Origin of the sequence: Aquitalea sp. USM4, from assembly GCF_004328945.1 — a bacterium.
Classification (GTDB): Bacteria; Pseudomonadota; Gammaproteobacteria; order Burkholderiales; family Chromobacteriaceae; genus Aquitalea; species Aquitalea pelogenes.
The window spans coordinates 4,189,927-4,204,873 of the sequence record NZ_CP029539.1 but is presented as its reverse complement, the minus strand read 5'-3'; the positions used below and the strand labels follow the sequence as shown (position 1 = coordinate 4,204,873).

At 60.0% G+C, this 14,947-nt stretch carries 17 protein-coding genes; 10 read left to right on the top strand and 7 right to left on the bottom strand.

Annotated features, from left to right (window positions below):
* Nucleotides 1–223: 223 nt before the first annotated feature.
* On the top strand, nt 224–877 hold the full coding sequence (locus DKK66_RS19320) for a cytochrome b/b6 domain-containing protein (protein ID WP_131360665.1): 654 nt from the start codon (nt 224–226) through the stop codon (nt 875–877).
* A gap of 76 nt (nt 878–953) precedes the next feature.
* Here DKK66_RS19320 and DKK66_RS19315 read toward each other — a convergent pair whose 3' ends face one another.
* Together DKK66_RS19315 and DKK66_RS19310 are read right to left on the bottom strand one after the other, a co-directional pair.
* Nucleotides 954–1,391, bottom strand: a complete 438-nt coding sequence (locus DKK66_RS19315) for a cytochrome c (RefSeq protein ID WP_131360663.1) — start codon at nt 1,389–1,391, stop codon at nt 954–956.
* 90 nt (nt 1,392–1,481) lie between these two features.
* Nucleotides 1,482–1,922: a cytochrome c gene (locus tag DKK66_RS19310; RefSeq protein ID WP_131360661.1), complete on the bottom strand. Its 441-nt coding sequence runs from the start codon at nt 1,920–1,922 to the stop codon at nt 1,482–1,484.
* Between the two features lie 145 nt (nt 1,923–2,067).
* On the opposite strand from DKK66_RS19310, the gene DKK66_RS19305 reads away from it, so the two are divergent.
* From DKK66_RS19305 to DKK66_RS19285, 6 genes are read left to right on the top strand one after another with little or no spacing between them, the layout of a single operon-like run.
* A complete protein-coding gene (locus DKK66_RS19305; protein ID WP_045848669.1) occupies nt 2,068–2,502 on the top strand; it encodes a Fur family transcriptional regulator in 435 nt (144 codons plus the stop codon).
* A complete protein-coding gene (locus DKK66_RS19300) occupies nt 2,490–3,416 on the top strand; it encodes a GTP-binding protein (RefSeq protein ID WP_045848670.1) in 927 nt (308 codons plus the stop codon). Before DKK66_RS19305 ends, DKK66_RS19300 begins: the two co-directional genes overlap by 13 nt.
* Before the next feature lie 8 nt (nt 3,417–3,424).
* Entirely contained in the window at nt 3,425–3,646 is a 222-nt protein-coding gene (locus DKK66_RS20260) for a hypothetical protein (protein ID WP_165494237.1), read from the top strand.
* Nucleotides 3,643–4,386 (top strand): metal ABC transporter ATP-binding protein, encoded by a 744-nt coding sequence (locus tag DKK66_RS19295; protein WP_045848672.1) that lies wholly within the window; start codon nt 3,643–3,645, stop codon nt 4,384–4,386. Before DKK66_RS20260 ends, DKK66_RS19295 begins: the two co-directional genes overlap by 4 nt.
* Complete coding sequence (locus DKK66_RS19290) at nt 4,386–5,261, top strand: metal ABC transporter permease (protein ID WP_045848673.1); 876 nt, start codon at nt 4,386–4,388, stop codon at nt 5,259–5,261. The genes DKK66_RS19295 and DKK66_RS19290 overlap by 1 nt, the downstream gene beginning before the upstream one ends.
* A gap of 10 nt (nt 5,262–5,271) precedes the next feature.
* Complete coding sequence (locus DKK66_RS19285; protein WP_131360659.1) at nt 5,272–6,159, top strand: metal ABC transporter substrate-binding protein; 888 nt, start codon at nt 5,272–5,274, stop codon at nt 6,157–6,159.
* A gap of 49 nt (nt 6,160–6,208) precedes the next feature.
* On the opposite strand, the gene DKK66_RS19280 is transcribed toward DKK66_RS19285, so the two are convergent.
* On the bottom strand, nt 6,209–6,880 hold the full coding sequence (locus DKK66_RS19280; protein WP_131360657.1) for a sulfite exporter TauE/SafE family protein: 672 nt from the start codon (nt 6,878–6,880) through the stop codon (nt 6,209–6,211).
* A 299-nt stretch (nt 6,881–7,179) separates the two neighbouring features.
* On the opposite strand from DKK66_RS19280, the gene DKK66_RS19275 reads away from it, so the two are divergent.
* On the top strand, nt 7,180–7,959 hold the full coding sequence (locus tag DKK66_RS19275) for an enoyl-CoA hydratase (RefSeq protein ID WP_131360655.1): 780 nt from the start codon (nt 7,180–7,182) through the stop codon (nt 7,957–7,959).
* 263 nt (nt 7,960–8,222) lie between these two features.
* Nucleotides 8,223–9,134: an N-acetylmuramoyl-L-alanine amidase gene (locus DKK66_RS19270; RefSeq protein WP_207389826.1), complete on the top strand. Its 912-nt coding sequence runs from the start codon at nt 8,223–8,225 to the stop codon at nt 9,132–9,134.
* 102 nt (nt 9,135–9,236) lie between these two features.
* Here the strand turns inward: DKK66_RS19270 and serS are convergent, their stop codons facing one another.
* Both serS and DKK66_RS19260 read right to left on the bottom strand, forming a co-directional pair.
* Entirely contained in the window at nt 9,237–10,523 is a 1,287-nt protein-coding gene (serS, locus tag DKK66_RS19265) for a serine--tRNA ligase (RefSeq protein WP_131360653.1), read from the bottom strand.
* Between the two features lie 282 nt (nt 10,524–10,805).
* Nucleotides 10,806–12,116: a replication-associated recombination protein A gene (locus tag DKK66_RS19260; RefSeq protein WP_131360651.1), complete on the bottom strand. Its 1,311-nt coding sequence runs from the start codon at nt 12,114–12,116 to the stop codon at nt 10,806–10,808.
* A gap of 93 nt (nt 12,117–12,209) precedes the next feature.
* Here DKK66_RS19260 and DKK66_RS19255 point away from each other — a divergent pair, with 93 nt between their 5' ends.
* On the top strand, nt 12,210–13,127 hold the full coding sequence (locus DKK66_RS19255) for an alpha/beta hydrolase (RefSeq protein WP_131360650.1): 918 nt from the start codon (nt 12,210–12,212) through the stop codon (nt 13,125–13,127).
* 30 nt (nt 13,128–13,157) lie between these two features.
* On the opposite strand, the gene lolA is transcribed toward DKK66_RS19255, so the two are convergent.
* Together lolA and DKK66_RS19245 are read right to left on the bottom strand one after the other, a co-directional pair.
* The gene (lolA, locus tag DKK66_RS19250; protein WP_045848680.1) at nt 13,158–13,766 is read right to left on the bottom strand and encodes an outer membrane lipoprotein chaperone LolA; all 609 of its coding nucleotides are present in this window, start codon (nt 13,764–13,766) and stop codon (nt 13,158–13,160) included.
* Between the two features lie 160 nt (nt 13,767–13,926).
* Nucleotides 13,927–14,934, bottom strand: coding sequence for a hypothetical protein (locus tag DKK66_RS19245; protein ID WP_131360648.1), 1,008 nt, complete (start codon nt 14,932–14,934; stop codon nt 13,927–13,929).
* Nucleotides 14,935–14,947 lie beyond the last annotated feature (13 nt).

Genomic DNA, 14,947 nt, shown 5'->3' with positions numbered 1-14,947 from the left:
TGGCCGTCTGTGGTCAGCCGTGCTTGGGCAAGCTGCGCTATCACGGACGGCGAAAGGGGTAATACTACCCGAAAACGGCCTGATCAGAATCCAATTCCGGCATTTTTCCGGCATTGTCCATACGGCGGGCCTTGGCAACAGTTCTTCAACACTTGGCAGTAGGCAGTAAGTGGGCAGCTGGTTAAACTGCCCTCTTTGCACTGTTTGCCGCACGAGGTTGCGCATGGAAAAGAGCATCAAGGTATGGGATTGGCCAACCCGCCTGTTTCACTGGAGCCTGGTTGTGCTGTTTGGCGGCATGTGGTTCACCGGCGAGCAGGGTGGCGACTGGTTGCAATATCACATCTGGAGTGGCGAGGCGATTGCCGTGCTGCTGCTGTTCCGGCTGATCTGGGGCGTGATCGGTAGCGAAACCGCCCGTTTCAGCCAGTTTGTCAAAGGCCCGGCGGCCATTCGCGCCTATCTGCAAGGCAAGTGGACACCGCGTCCTGGCCATAATCCGCTGGGCGCGCTGATGGTGCTGGCCTTGCTGGCGGTGCTGCTGGTGCAGGTGGGGAGCGGCCTGTTTGCCACCGACGTGGACAGCTACACTTTTGATGGCCCGCTGGCCCGGCTGATTTCGGGCGAGCTGTCCGAATCCGTCACCCGCTTTCACAAGCTGTTGTTCAACCTCATCCTGCTGCTGGTAGGCCTGCACATTGCTGCCATTGTGGCTTACCGTGTGATCAAGAAGCAGAACCTGGTGCGCGCCATGCTGACTGGCTATCAGGCTGCCGATGGCCAGACACCGGCTCCGTATTTCCGTGCCTGGCAGCTGGCCTTGCTGAGCCTGCTGTTGTCGGGTGGCGGGGTGTATCTGCTACTGACCCGCTTGTGAGCATGATCTTGCATTAACGAAAAAGCCCTGAGTTGTCAGGGCTTTTTGTTTTGCTGTCGTGTGGCTGGCTACAGATTCATTTTTCCGGGCCACGGAAACTGTCGTGACAGGCTTTGCAGCTTTGTGCCACCACGCCGTAGCTCTTCTTGATGCTGGCGAGGTCGCCATTGTGGGCGGTGCTGTCCAGGTCGTTGACGGCTTTCAGGAAGGTGTCGCGCGCAGCCTGGAACTTGGCTGGCTGGCTCCAGATTTCCGGCTTGGCGCGGCTCTTGCCATCAATGCTGTTAGCCGGGAAATGATTGAACGGTTCGGCAGAAATCTGCTTCAGGCTGTCGGCCATGGCAATGAATTTTGCCTTGTTGTATGGGTCGCGGTCGCGTACCACCATGCCCATCGGCTCGAAGGCACGCAGGATTTTCTTGAAGCTCTGGGTGCGGATTTCCGCCGGGGAGTCGGCCATGGCGGCAGGAATGGCCAGGGCAGCCAGCAGCAGGGCAGTAACAGTGTGTTTCATGGATTCTGTGTCGGGGTGGTTGGCTGGATAAGCCGTTGTGGCGGCCTGTCCGGCAAGGCCAGACCACCGCAACGGCGGGTGAAAATTCTATCAGTCTTTACGGAAGGCGTCGTGACAGGCCTTGCAGGTCTTCTGCACCGCGGCGAACTGGTTCTTGATGCTGGCGGTGTCTCCCGCTGCCGCAACTTGCTTCAGCTTGGCGGTCTCTGCCTTGAAGGCATCTGTCGCCTTGGTCCATTCGGCAGGCTTGCTCCAGATTTCGGCCTTGGCTTCGGTCTTCTTGGCGGTTTGACCACTGGCGGTACCAGCCGGGAAGTGCTGCCACGGTTGCTGGGCCACTTCATCCAGATGGGCAGCCAGCTTGCTGAATTCTTCCTTGTTGATGGCATCGCTCTTCACCATCTTGCCCATGGCACCGGCGTCTTTCTTGAACTGCTTGAAAATGTCCTGACGGGCGGATACCGGATCGGTGGCGGCGAAGGCAGAGCTGGCCAGAACGGCGCAAAGGCTGAGCATGAGGGTTTTTTTCATGTGAACTCCTTTGAAGGTTGCAAGCTGCTACAGGGGATAACGCAGGCTAACACGGACGGATGACAGACAATACCCACTGAGTGTTAATGGTTGTATTGTCGTGATGTTATACAGTAACATTCGCCATCGTTAACAGGAGCCGTCAATGAACCGCACGGATTACATCCAGGCCGCCGAAGCGCATTGCGAGCGCCGTGGCTGCAAGCTGACCGCCTTGCGCCGTCAGGTGCTGGAGCTGGTGCTGCGCCATCAGGGCGTGGTGAAGGCTTATCAGGTGCTGGCCGATTTGCAAAAGGAACGCGGCATTGCCGCCCCGCCTACCGTATACCGCGCGCTGGACTTTCTGGTGGAGCAGGGCCTGTTGCACCGGGTGGATGCCCTGAACGGCTTTGTTGTCTGTGACCATTTCGAGTGTCAGCACGAAAGCATGATTCTGGTATGTGAAACCTGCGGCAAGGTGCAGGAAGTCGACGTGATGGCGGCACTGGCCGGCTTGCACGATGTGGCAGACGCCGCCGACTTTACCCTGAGCCGCCAGAACCTGACGCTGACCGGACTTTGCAAGGCATGCCGCATATGAAAAAAACCATTGTCAATCTGTTTACCGGCTTTCTGGGCGTGGGCAAGACCACGGCCCTGCGTCATCTGATTGCTACCCGACCGGCCAGTGAAAAGTGGGCGGTCATCGTCAATGAATTCGGTGAAGTGGGCATCGACGGTGCCGCGCTGATGAACGACGACCTGCCGGTGGCGGAAATCGCCGGTGGCTGCCTGTGCTGCGTGGCCGGTCCGCAAATGACCACCACCGTGGCTACCTTGCTGCGACGCGAGCGGCCGGACCGCCTGCTGATCGAGGCCAGCGGCCTTGCCCATGCTGCCGGGGTGATCGACGAGTTACGCGCCAAGCCCTTGGGCGATGCGCTGGAAGTGGGCGCGGTGCTGACGCTGGTGGACCCGCGCCAGTTTGTCAGCCCGGACTACCTGCGTCAGCCCCTGTACCGCGACCAGGTGGCCATTGCCGACGTGCTGGTGGCCAACAAGATCGACATGGCCGACGTGGAAACCCTGCAAGCCTTCCATGCACAGGCGGGCAAGCTGTTTCCACCCAAATCGGTCATTGCCGAGGTGCGGGATGGCCTGGTGGATGTGCAATGGCTGGATGCCGCCGTCACCGTCAAGCCGCGCTACCGGCCAGCCATTCCGGCTGATAGTGGCAATGGCTGGGATTCCGCCGGCTGGACCTTCCCGCCGGAGCAGTCCTTCAGCGGCGAACAACTGACCGACTTTTTTGACCGGCTGCCCAAGCTGGTGCCCGGACTGGTGCGCGCCAAGGGCGTGTTCAAGGTGCTGGACAGCTGGGTGTGGCTGAACTGGGCCGAAGGGCAGTGGGGAGCCAGTCAGGTGTCCTGGCGGCGTGACAGCCGCTTCGAGCTGATTGCGCCAGCCCTGGATAACGCCGCGGTCGAGGCCGCGCTGCAAGCCTGCTTCGAGTAAATCAAACAATGAAACATCAACATTCTTCACCCGATGACCATGCGCATCAGCATGAGCATGCCCATGGCCATCAGCATGGTGCCGCCCCGCACCAGCACCTGACTGCCGCCAACCTGCGTCCCCCCATCAGCCTGCTGGCCATGTCGGCCTGGCAACGGCTGGCCCTGGTGGCGCTGGTGCTGGCCGTGTTGTGGGCGGTGGTGCTGTGGGCATTGCAGGAGGTGGCATGAAGGTCGCACTGGATAATCTGACGGTGTCTTACCAGCGCCATCCGGCCGTGCATCATGTCTCGGGCAGCTTTGTCACGGGCGATGCCACGGCCATCTTCGGCCCCAATGGCGCGGGTAAAAGTACCTTGCTCAAAGCCATGATCGGCGCGCTCAAGCCCGATTCCGGCCATGCCCGGCTGGATGGCTTTGTCCGTCAGGACATTGCCTACCTGCCGCAGCAGTCGGAAATCGACCGCTCCTTGCCGGTCAGCGTGCTCGACCTGGTGGCCACCGGCCTGTGGCACCGTACCGGGCCGTTTGGCCGGGTAGGGCGTGCCGGCCTTGGCCAGGCCATGGATGCACTGGAACAAGTGGGCCTGGCCGACTTTGCCACCCGCTCCATTTCGGCGCTGTCCAGCGGGCAATTCCAGCGCGTACTGTTCGCCCGCATCCTGCTGCAGGATGCGCGGCTGATCCTGCTGGACGAGCCGTTCACCGCCATGGATGCCAAAACCACCTTCGACCTGCTGGAACTGGTGCGGCGCTGGAAGGAAGAAGGCCGCACCATCATTGCGGTTCTGCACGACTACGAGCAGGTACGTGCCTATTTCCCGCACACGCTGCTCTTGGCGCGTGAAGTGGTGGCCTGGGGTCGTACCGAGCAGGTACTGACCGATGCCAATCTGAAACGGGCGGTGGATACGGCCGCCCACTGGCAAGACCGTGCCGCGGTGTGTCAGGTTGATGGAGTCAATGCCTGATGCAACACCTTTACGATGTACTGATTGCACCTTTTGTCGACTTTGCCTTCATGCGCCGGGCGCTGGCCGGCTGCCTGGCCCTGTCGCTGGGCAGCGGCCCCATCGGCCTGTTCCTGGTGATGCGCCGCATGAGCCTGATGGGTGATGCCATGAGCCATGCCGTGCTGCCCGGCGCTGCCGTCGGCTTCATGCTGGCCGGCCTCAGCCTGCCGGCCATGAGTCTGGGTGGCTTTGTTGCCGGTGTGCTGGTGGCGGTGCTGGCGGGTCTTGCCACGCGCTTTGCCGGTATCAAGGAAGATGCCAGCTTTGCGGCGTTCTACCTGTTGTCACTGGCCATCGGCGTGCTGCTGGTGTCCAAGAGCGGCAGCAATGTGGACCTGATGCACATCCTGTTCGGTTCGGTGCTGGCGGTGGACGACGCTGCCTTGTATCTGGTGGGTGGTGTTGCTTCGGTCACCCTGATCACCCTGGCCTTTATCTATCGCCCTATGTTGCTGGAAAGCCTGGATCCGGTGTTCCTGCGCTCGGTAGGCGCGCGCGGTGGCCTGTGGCACATGGCCTTCCTGATGCTGGTGGTGCTGAACCTGGTATCCGGCTTTCAGGCACTGGGTACGCTGATGGCGGTGGGCCTGATGATGCTGCCCGCCATTACCGCCCGGCTGTGGTCGGAAACGGTAGAAGGCATGCTGGTGATGGCAGTAAGCGTGGCCTTTGGCAGTGGTCTGGCCGGCCTGTTGCTGTCCTATCACTTCGAGCTGCCTTCCGGCCCCGCCATCATTCTGGTGGCCGGCTTGTTCTACCTCTTTTCCCTGCTGTTCGCTCCGGCGGGCGGTGCTCTGCCGCGCTATATCCGCGCGCGGCATTTTGAATCCTGAGGAGTTCGGTGTGAAAAAAAGTCTGTTGAGCCTGTTGCTGCTGGGTTTGCCCATGGCGGCCATGGCGGCAAAGCTGCCGGTTGTTGCCAGTTTCAGCATTGTGGCGGACATGACCCGTGAAATCGGTGGCCAGCGGGTGGATGTGGTGTCGCTGGTAGGGCCGGATCAGGACGCCCACGTGTTTCAACCTTCCCCGGCCGATGTGAAGGCGCTGTCGGCGTCCCGCGTGTTTGTCACCAACGGACTGGGGCTGGAAGGCTGGATGGGTCGGCTCACCAAGGCATCCGCCTACAAGGGGGTGATGGTGGAAGCCGGCAAGGGAATCAAGACCCGCATGGCACCGGAGGAAGAGGGCGAAGCGCATGGCCACGATGTGGTGGATCCGCATGCCTGGCACGACCCGCAACGGGTGCAGGTATACATCCGCAATATCACTGCCGCGCTGATCAAGGCCGACCCGCAAGGCAAGGACGAATACAACCGCCGTGCGGCCGACTTTGCCGCGCGGGTGAAGCAGGAAGACGACTGGGCGGCCAAGCAGTTTGCAGCCATCCCGGCCGCCAAACGCAAGATGCTGACCTCGCACGATGCCTTTGGCTACTTTGGTGAGCGTTATGGCATCAAGATGCTGGCTATCCAGGGCGTGAGCACCGAAGCAGAAGCATCGGCCAAGGGCGTGGCGCAGTTGGTGAAACAGGTCCGTCAGGAAAAGGTGAATGCGGTGTTCATGGAAAACATGACCGACACGCGCCTGCTGGAACAACTGACCCGCGAAGCCAAGGTCAGGATTGGCGGCGAATTGTATGCCGATGCCCTGTCCAAGCCCAATGGCCCGGCCAGCAGTTATCTCAAGTTGTTCCACCACAATGTGGAAACCATCATGCAGTCCTTCCGCTAAACTGCGCGAGGCATCCTAAAGCCGCCCCAATCACACCGGGCGGCTTTTTTCATGCCTGCATTGCCAGTAGCAGTAAGCGGGTCAGCCCCATGCCTGCCACCAGCAAGCCCGCCAGCAAACGCACCGGCTTGCGCTGGATGAACTGGCGCAGCGTGTCGGCAAACACCCCCATCAGCAACAAATTGGGCAGCGTGCCCAGGCCGAATGCCAGCATCAGCAGGCCGCCTTGCAAGGCCTTGCCGCTGGCCAGTGCCGACAGCGAGGCGCTATACACCAGGCCGCATGGCAACCAGCCCCACAGCATGCCGGCCAGCAAGGCGGCTTTGGCACTGCGGATGGGCAGCAGGCGGGCGAGCAAGGGTTGCAGTTTGCTCCAAACCGGACGGCCGATTTTTTCCAGGGTGGTAATGGCGCTGGAGAGCCCGGCCAGATACAGGCCCATGGCAATCAGCATCAGGTTGGCCAGTACCAGCAAGGCCATTTGTGCCGGTCGGGTGGCAATCAGGCTCAAGCCGGCTTCAGCCAGGCCACCCAGCAACACGCCTGCGCTGACATAACTGAGCAAGCGCCCGCTGTTGTACGACAACATGATTTTCCAGCGTTGCTGCCCGGCAGGCAGATTCAGGGTCAGCGCCGTCACAATGCCGCCGCACATCCCCATGCAATGTCCGCCGCCCAGCAGGCCGGCCAGGAAAATCACCCAGAAACCCGTTTCTAACATGCGACAACCTGTTGCTTAAATCCCTATTCTACCAGAGGGCTTGTTAGCTCGGCTTGCCTGATTTTTAAGCAAATTGTGACAATGTAATAATAAAAAAAAGCCAAATTCTGTTTGGCATTGAGGAGGAAAGCCAGCTAGAAAAAAAGTACGGGGAAACGGTCATTCGCGCTGGAAAAAGGCGCGCCAAGCCCTGAGAATGCTCATTCTTTCCTGCCGTAATCGGGGAGGCCACAAATAAAAAGGCCAAACGGACAGGTGCTGCAATGTGTAACGACCCACAAAGAAACTGAGGAAACTACATGGCCAAGTATTTGACGCTCGAACATCTGGGCCAGTCTGCAATCATCACGATCAACAATCCTCCCGCCAATGTGTGGACCATCGCCAGCCTGCATGAACTGGCTACCGTAATGGCCAAGCTGCAAGCGGACAGCTCGGTGCGCGCAGTGGTGATCACCGGGGCTGGAGACGCTTTCTTCTGTGCTGGCGCTGATCTGAATCTGTTCAGCAAGGGCAGCAAGCAGGATGTAGCCGAAATGCTGGACGCCTTTACCGCCGCATTTGCAGCGCTGCGCAACTATTCCGGCGTGACGGTTGCCGCCATCAACGGTTATGCCCTGGGCGGCGGGCTGGAATGCGCGCTGATGTGTGACTACATGGTGGTGGAACGCGGCGCCAGGCTGGGTTTGCCGGAAGCCCGGGTTGGCCTGTTGCCGGCCGGTGGTGGCAGCAAGACGCTGGCCGACAAGGTAGGTGTGTCCTGGGCCAAGCGCATTCTGCTGGGTGGCGAAATCCTGAGTGCGGAAAAGGCTTATGAAATCGGCCTGGTGGAAGAAATTGTCGATCCGGGTTTTGCCAAGATCATGGCAGTAAGCCTGGCGGGCAAGGTGGCGAATCAGGCGCCGCAGGCGGTGGCGCGTGCGCGCCAGCTGATTGAAGCCAGTGCTGGTGCCACGCTGGAAGAGCACCTGCAACGGGAACGAGAGGCCTTGCTGTCCCTGATCGGGGAAGAGGAACAGCTGGAAGGGGTATCAGCGTTTCTGGGCAAGCGGTCCCCAAGCTGGGCGGACGAAGATTGATACTGATTTGTCGATGGAAGTAGACCATGAAACAGCCGGGCGGGTCCCGGCTGTTTTATTGTCCGAAGCGGCTGTTGAATGGCAGTGATGTGTCGGGGCTGAGGTGTTTGCCAAGCTGGTTGTGATTCAGAATTTCCTAATTTATAGAGAGGAAAACTGGAACTTTGGTCAGTACCGTCTGATTTTGATGTTGTTGATAATTATTTTCAATCAAAAAGCAAGTATTGATTGCTTTTTTAATTGATCAACAAAGCCAGAGTCCCATGAAAACCAAAAAAACAGTTCTTTCCCGCAGTTATCTGTATAAAACCATTGTCCTGAGCACCAGTCAGCTTGTTCTGGCTGGCTGCAGCAACACCATGTCGGCCAAGCAGGCTGAACCGCCAGCAAGCCGGCCTGCCTACGAAAAAATAGCCGAGCATTACTTGCTGAATACCAGCTTTACCGCCCAGGGCCAGGACGAGCGCATCCGTTTTGTCATCCTGCATTACACGGCACTGAATCAGGCAGATTCCCTCGCCATGCTGACCGGTCCGCAGGTCAGCACACATTATCTGGTGCCGGAAAACCCGCAATGGCGTGGTGGAGAGCCAGTCATCATGCAGCTAGTGCCGGAAAGCAAGCGTGCCTGGCATGCCGGCGTCAGTAGCTGGGGCGGCTGGCGTGCGCTGAATGCGTCTTCGGTGGGCGTGGAAATGGTCAACCGTGGCTACACCGAATTACCTTCTGGCTGGCGTCAGTGGTATCCGTATACGCCTCAACAGATCAAGGCCGTGTCTATCCTGCTCAAGGATGTGATTGCCCGGAACCAGATCCAGCCTTACAACGTGTTGGGTCACAGCGACGTGGCACCCTTGCGCAAGTCCGACCCCGGCCCCTTGTTTCCCTGGGAGCAATTGGCCGGCATGGGAATCGGCGCCTGGCCGGACCCGCAAACGGTGGAAAAACATCTTGCAGGGCGCGCGCCCAAACAGGCGGCCGTGGTGCTGGAAGTGCAACAAAGCCTGAAACGCTATGGTTATGACCAGATTCCGCAAAGCGGTGAGCTGGATGAAGACACCCGCAAAACCATCAGTGCATTCCAGATGCACTTTCGCCCGGCAGACTACAGCGGTAATGCCGATGCACAAACCGAGGCCATTGCCAAAGCCTTGCTGGAAAAATACCGCCAGTAACAATTGGCTGATTTCCTCCCAGGCCCGTCAAGCAGACTTGCTTCACCAAACAAAAAAGCCACGACATGTCGTGGCTTTTTTGTCTGGCAGAACCGGCGGATATCAGCCGCCGATTTTTTCCTTGCCGCCCATATAAGGACGCAGCACGGCCGGAATGGTCACGCTGCCATCGGCGTTCTGGTAGTTTTCCAGTACCGCCACCAGGGTACGGCCTACAGCCAGACCGGAACCATTCAGGGTATGCACCAGCTGGTTCTTGCCGTTTTCGTCCTTGAAGCGGGCCAACATGCGGCGCGACTGGAAGGCTTCACAGTTGGAGCAGCTGGAAATCTCGCGGTAGGTGTTCTGCGCCGGCAGCCATACTTCCAGATCGTAGGTTTTGGCAGCGCCAAAGCCCATGTCGCCCGTGCACAGGGTAATCACGCGGTAGGGCAGTTCCAGTGCCTTCAGGATGTTTTCGGCATGGCCGACCATTTCTTCCAGCGCGGCATAGGAGTGGTCCGGATGCTCGATACGTACCATTTCCACCTTGTCGAACTGGTGCTGGCGGATCATGCCACGGGTATCACGGCCATAGCTGCCAGCTTCGGAGCGGAAGCAGGGCGAGTGCGCGGTCAGCTTGAGCGGCAGCTCTTCCATTTTCAGGATGCTGTTGCTCACGGTATTGGTCAGGGTGATTTCCGAGGTGGAAATCAGGTACTGGTCTACCGTGCCTTCTTCACCACCCTTGGTCACCTTGAACATGTCTTCGGCAAATTTCGGCAGCTGGCCGGTGCCCAGCAGGGCGCTGTCATTGACGATGTACGGGGTGTAGTGCTCGGTATAGCCATGCTCGCCGGTATGGGTGTTGAGCATGAACTGCGCCAGCGCGCGGTGCAGACGGGCAATGTCGCCCTTCAGTACGGTGAAGCGGGCACCGGACAGCTTGGCACCGGTGTCGAAATCCAGGCCCAGCGGGGTGCCGATGTCGACATGGTCTTTTACTTCAAAGTCGAACTGGCGCGGCACGCCAACACGGCGCACTTCCACATTGTCGTTCTCGTCCTTGCCTACCGGAACGGATTCGTTCGGCAGGTTGGGAATGCTCATCAGCAGGGCATCCAGCTTGGCTTGCACGGCTTCGAAGGCGGCTTCGGCGGCTTTCAGTTCATCACCCAGGTTCGCCACTTCGGCCATGATGGCAGACACATCCTCACCCTTGCGCTTGGCTTCGCCAATTTGCTTGGAAGTGGCATTGCGGCGCGATTGCAGTTCCTGCATGCGGGTTTGCAGGGATTTGCGGTCGGCTTCCATTGTGGTGAAAGCGGCGGTGTCCAGGGTGTAGCCACGGCTGGCCAGGCGGGCAGCAACAGCGTCCAGATCGTTACGGAGCAATTGAATGTCTAGCATGGAAAATCCTGATGGTATTGAAGTGTCTTGCTGGTAGCGGGCTGTGCAACAGCATCAGCCCCTTACTGAATCCTGCATGCGGAGGGAAAGCAACCGCTGTGTGGCGCTGCACGTCTGCCTGTGGCTGGCAGCACCCACTCATTCTGTAAAACGCAAGTGTAACGGTAACAGGCGGGCTTTGTCCTGCCTGTTGCTGGCAAAAACAGCATTATAAGCAATGCTGGCGGGCTTGTAGATGCTGGCAGGCGACGTCCTGTTGGCTAGTCCTTGGTCGCTGCGGCCTTACTTCTTGCCGGCTTCCTCATCCCACTTTTTCAGCAGGGCCAGTTTTTCCCCGATCTTGATTTCCAGCCCGCGCGGCACCGGCTGATACCAGCCCGGTTCCGGCATGTCGTCCGGCAAATAGCTTTCGCCGGCGGCATAGGCATTCGGTTCGTCATGGGCATAGCGGTATTCATGGCCATAGCCCAGCTCTTTCATCAGCTTGGTGGGCGCATTGCGCAGGTGTACCGGCACCGGGCGGCTCTTGTCCTGCTTGATGAAGGCGCGCGCCTGGTTGTAGGCCATGTAGCCGGCATTGCTCTTTGCCGCCACCGCCAGGTAGATGGCGGCTTGCGCCAGAGCCAGTTCGCCTTCCGGGCTGCCCAGCCGCTCGTAGGTGGTGGCGGCGTCGTTGGCAATCTGCATGGCGCGCGGGTCGGCGAGACCAATGTCTTCCCAGGCCATGCGTACCAGGCGGCGCGCCAGGTAGCGCGGGTCCGCGCCGCCATCCAGCATGCGGGTGAGCCAGTACAGGGCGGCATCCGGGTTGGAGCCGCGCACCGATTTGTGCAGGGCGGAAATCTGGTCGTAGAAAGCATCGCCGCCCTTGTCGAAGCGGCGGGCGTTGACGCTGAGCACTTCGGCCAGAAAGTCCTGCGTGATCTGGCCGGTTTTGCGTGCCAGCGCGGCGGTGCGGGTTTGCTCCAGCAGGTTAAGAAAGCGCCGTGCATCGCCATCGGCATAGCCGGTGAGGGCAGCGATGGCCTGCTCGTCGAATTCCAGTCCGTCTAGCGCGCCCTTGTCGCGCGCACGCTGGAACAACAGCACCAGTTCGTCCTCCCCCAGGCTGTTCAGCACATACACTTGCGCTCGTGACAGCAGGGCGGAGTTCACTTCGAACGACGGGTTTTCCGTGGTGGCACCAATAAAGGTGAGCAGGCCGGATTCGACAAAAGGCAAAAACGCGTCCTGCTGGCTTTTGTTGAAGCGGTGGACTTCATCGACAAACAGGATGGTGTGACGGCCAGAGCGTTGCAGCGCGGCATGCGCCTGTTCCACCGCGTCGCGAATATCCTTTACCCCGGAAAACACGGCAGAGAGCGGAATGAACTCGGCATCGAAACTGCCGGCCAGAATACGCGCCAGCGTGGTTTTACCCACGCCGGGCGGGCCCCACAGAATCATCGAGTGCAAGGTGCCGGATTCCACTGCCAGCCGCAGCGGCTTGCCGTGGCCGATCAGGTGCTGCTGGCCAATTACCTCATCCAGTGCGGCGGGGCGCAGTGCCTCGGCCAACGGTTTTTTGGCTTCCTGGGCAAACAGATCATTCATGGTGGCTGACACGGCAAAAGAAACAGGCTGCTAGTATATCAGCTGTGTTCTGCCTGCCGCAGGCACCGTGAACTGGAATTGAGGAGGTGCGGAATGAAGCCGGTTGTACTCTGTTTATGGCTGCTGCTGGCATTGCCGGTGCAGGCTGGCCCCCTGCAGAACTGGTTGCAGCAGCGGGCGGCCAGTCACGATGCTCTGGCAGAGGAGGATGTTGCCAGCAGTGGCCGTTTGCCTGCTGGTGCACGCAAGCTGGCGGACTTGGCGTATGGCCCTGATATGCGCCAGCGACTGGATGTCTATCTGCCGGCAGACGAAGGGCAGGGCCGGCCATTATTGGTGATGGTGCATGGCGGGGCTTGGCGTGTGGGTAGCAAGCAGGCGGTCAATGTGGTGGATAACAAGCTGGCGCACTGGCTGCCTGCCGGGGTGGTGCTGGTGTCGCTGGATTATCGCCTGCTGCCGCAGGCCCCGGTGGAGGATCAGGCGGATGATGTGGCCCGCGCGGTGGCCTGGGTGCAGGCGCATGCTGCCGAATGGGGTGCAGACAGGCGGCAGCTGGTATTGATGGGACACTCGGCTGGGGCGCACCTTGTCGGCTTGCTGAGTACCGATACCGCGCTGCGCCAGCGCCATGGCGTGCAGCCCTGGGTGTCCAGCGTGCTGCTGGACAGTGCAGCGCTGGAGGTAGCGGACATCATGCGAGGCCCGCATTTCCCCTTGTATGACAAGGCTTTTGGTAGCGATGCCGCGCGTTGGGACCGCTTGTCGCCCACCCGTTTGCTGGGCGCTGGCACGCCGCCGCTACTGGCCGTGTGCTCCTTGCAGCGGGCGGAATCCTGCAAGCAGGCGCGAGGCCTGGCTGACAAAGGCAGGCAAGCCGGGGTGGTGGTGCAGGTAATGCCGCAGGACCTGAGCCACGCTCAGATCAACCAGCAGCTGGGCGTGGCTGGCGACTATACCCGCCAGGTTGACCGCTTTTTGCAGCAGTCCGGCTGGAAGCCGTCACCCTGAGCTGGCCGGTGCACGTCAGTTGGCGGCTGTTCAGTCGCCGCTGACCACATCCGCTCCCTTGGGCGGGGTGAAACTGAAATGGCTGGCAGCCAGGGCAGGGTTTTTCTGCTGATTGGCAAAGCGGATGCGAGTGTTATTGCCAAAACTGTCGGTCAGCTCCATTTCCACCAGCATCTTGTTGCTAAAGCCCATGCGGATGGCGTTGAAGGTGTTGTCCTGTTTTTTCGGGCTGGCGCTCAGCCACTCCACATCGCCCTGTTTGCCGGCTTCTTTCAGGATGTAGTCGCGTTCGATGGCATTATTGCCGGCCAGCAGCGCAGCCGGGCTGCTGCCCAGTGCGCCGTCCAGGTTCTTGCGGGTGACCTGGGCCAGGTCTTTGTCGTAAATCCACAGTGTCTTGCCATCACCGACAATCAGCTGTTCGTACGGCTTGTTGTAACTCCAGCGGAATTTGCCGGGACGGGAGATTTCCAGCTGACCGGAGACTTCTTCTTTCTTGTTCTTGGCGCTGACCACCTGGGTAAAGCTGGCGGACAGGGTTTTGGTGTCATTGACAAAGGCCTTGAGCTGGGCGATGGCGGCAGCCTGTACCGGCAAGGTCAGCACGGTGGCCAGCATGGCCAGGGCAAATTTTTTCATCTGGGGTCCTTGAGGCAATTGCAAGTGACTGTCATGGCAGTGCCGGCAACCGCCGGATGGCAAACGCCGCCCCTGTCATGCTCACCTTGCTGGGCAGCAAAGTGTGACAGCAAGTGGGGGCGGCGGTTCGGATCATGCTGTTAAAGAGTGTTGGCCATGCTTACTTGGCCAGGTCCTGCAGCCATTGCGGCTTGGGCAGCTTGTCGTAGTCGATGATGTCTGACGCTGCAGGCTGGTAGGCAAACACGGGCTTGCCGTGATTGCTGTAGCGCATGTGGAGATAGGCCAGGCCGCGCAGCTGCGGGGTGTCCAGCGTGATTTCCTGGTTTATCCCCAGCAACTGACCCTGACGGTTGGCATACAGGTGCGACACCGTGCGCGTGGCTTGCAAGTCGGCAGCCGAACGCTGTGTCAGAGCGCGAACCAATTGCGCGGCGTCGGCAGCCTGCTTGCCATCTTCCGGACGGCCCTGGCGCTCGGCCTCCTGCTGGATCACCTTGACCAGGCCATCCACGATATGCACCACTACCTGGCTTTCCTGCAGCGGATTCATGGCAATGCGCAACTGGTAGCTGGCACCCAGTTGGCGGGCGGTGTCATCCAGCGGCTCCAGTGCAAATACCTGCTTGTCCACCGTGCCGTAACCTTCATCCACCAGGCCGGGCAGGGCTTTTATCATGGCATCCAGCGGAATTCTGGCGGCGATGTCGCTGGGCAGCTTGAAGCGGACAAAACGTGTTTGCTCGCTATACAGCTCGGGTACGAACAAGTCGAAGGCGGATGGGTCCACCAGCAGCGAGAAATCCTGCAGGTTCAGCTCCAGCGGCAGGCTGAGGCTGGCTTGCAGATTGCGCCGTTCAAAGCGGAAGGACGGAATCAGTTCCATCCGCTTGCTGGTCTGGTCCAGCGCGCCATTGATGGCCACCTTGGTGGAACGCGCTATCTGGTTGATGGTGTAAGACAGCTGCGGCTTGGCATCATCGGCGCTGCTGCCGTGCAGCGAGGTAAAGCCCAGCTCGCCGCTGAAGTTGTAACTGGCATGTTGCAGGTTGTCACGCAGTACCTGACGGGTGGCGAGGTCTGCCGGTTTGCCGGCCAGCGGGCTGGCGCAGCCGGTAAGCAACAAGGCGGCAAGGGGAAGAGCGACGAGTGCAGGGCGAAGGTTCATGGTGATCCCGGAG

What these genes read in the sequence shown, in the direction of transcription:
- DKK66_RS19290 (WP_045848673.1), top strand. Translation starts at nt 4,386, where the DNA reads ATGCAACACCTTTACGATGTACTGATTGCACCTTTTGTCGACTTTGCC.
- DKK66_RS19260 (WP_131360651.1), bottom strand. Translation starts at nt 12,116, where the DNA reads ATGAATGATCTGTTTGCCCAGGAAGCCAAAAAACCGTTGGCCGAGGCA.
- DKK66_RS19275 (WP_131360655.1), top strand. Translation starts at nt 7,180, where the DNA reads ATGGCCAAGTATTTGACGCTCGAACATCTGGGCCAGTCTGCAATCATC.
- DKK66_RS19305 (WP_045848669.1), top strand. Translation starts at nt 2,068, where the DNA reads ATGAACCGCACGGATTACATCCAGGCCGCCGAAGCGCATTGCGAGCGC.
- DKK66_RS19320 (WP_131360665.1), top strand. Translation starts at nt 224, where the DNA reads ATGGAAAAGAGCATCAAGGTATGGGATTGGCCAACCCGCCTGTTTCAC.
- DKK66_RS19300 (WP_045848670.1), top strand. Translation starts at nt 2,490, where the DNA reads ATGCCGCATATGAAAAAAACCATTGTCAATCTGTTTACCGGCTTTCTG.
- DKK66_RS19310 (WP_131360661.1), bottom strand. Translation starts at nt 1,922, where the DNA reads ATGAAAAAAACCCTCATGCTCAGCCTTTGCGCCGTTCTGGCCAGCTCT.
- lolA (WP_045848680.1), bottom strand. Translation starts at nt 13,766, where the DNA reads ATGAAAAAATTTGCCCTGGCCATGCTGGCCACCGTGCTGACCTTGCCG.
- DKK66_RS19255 (WP_131360650.1), top strand. Translation starts at nt 12,210, where the DNA reads ATGAAGCCGGTTGTACTCTGTTTATGGCTGCTGCTGGCATTGCCGGTG.
- DKK66_RS19315 (WP_131360663.1), bottom strand. Translation starts at nt 1,391, where the DNA reads ATGAAACACACTGTTACTGCCCTGCTGCTGGCTGCCCTGGCCATTCCT.
- DKK66_RS19245 (WP_131360648.1), bottom strand. Translation starts at nt 14,934, where the DNA reads ATGAACCTTCGCCCTGCACTCGTCGCTCTTCCCCTTGCCGCCTTGTTG.
- DKK66_RS19295 (WP_045848672.1), top strand. Translation starts at nt 3,643, where the DNA reads ATGAAGGTCGCACTGGATAATCTGACGGTGTCTTACCAGCGCCATCCG.
- serS (WP_131360653.1), bottom strand. Translation starts at nt 10,523, where the DNA reads ATGCTAGACATTCAATTGCTCCGTAACGATCTGGACGCTGTTGCTGCC.
- DKK66_RS19280 (WP_131360657.1), bottom strand. Translation starts at nt 6,880, where the DNA reads ATGTTAGAAACGGGTTTCTGGGTGATTTTCCTGGCCGGCCTGCTGGGC.
- DKK66_RS19270 (WP_207389826.1), top strand. Translation starts at nt 8,223, where the DNA reads ATGAAAACCAAAAAAACAGTTCTTTCCCGCAGTTATCTGTATAAAACC.
- DKK66_RS20260 (WP_165494237.1), top strand. Translation starts at nt 3,425, where the DNA reads ATGAAACATCAACATTCTTCACCCGATGACCATGCGCATCAGCATGAG.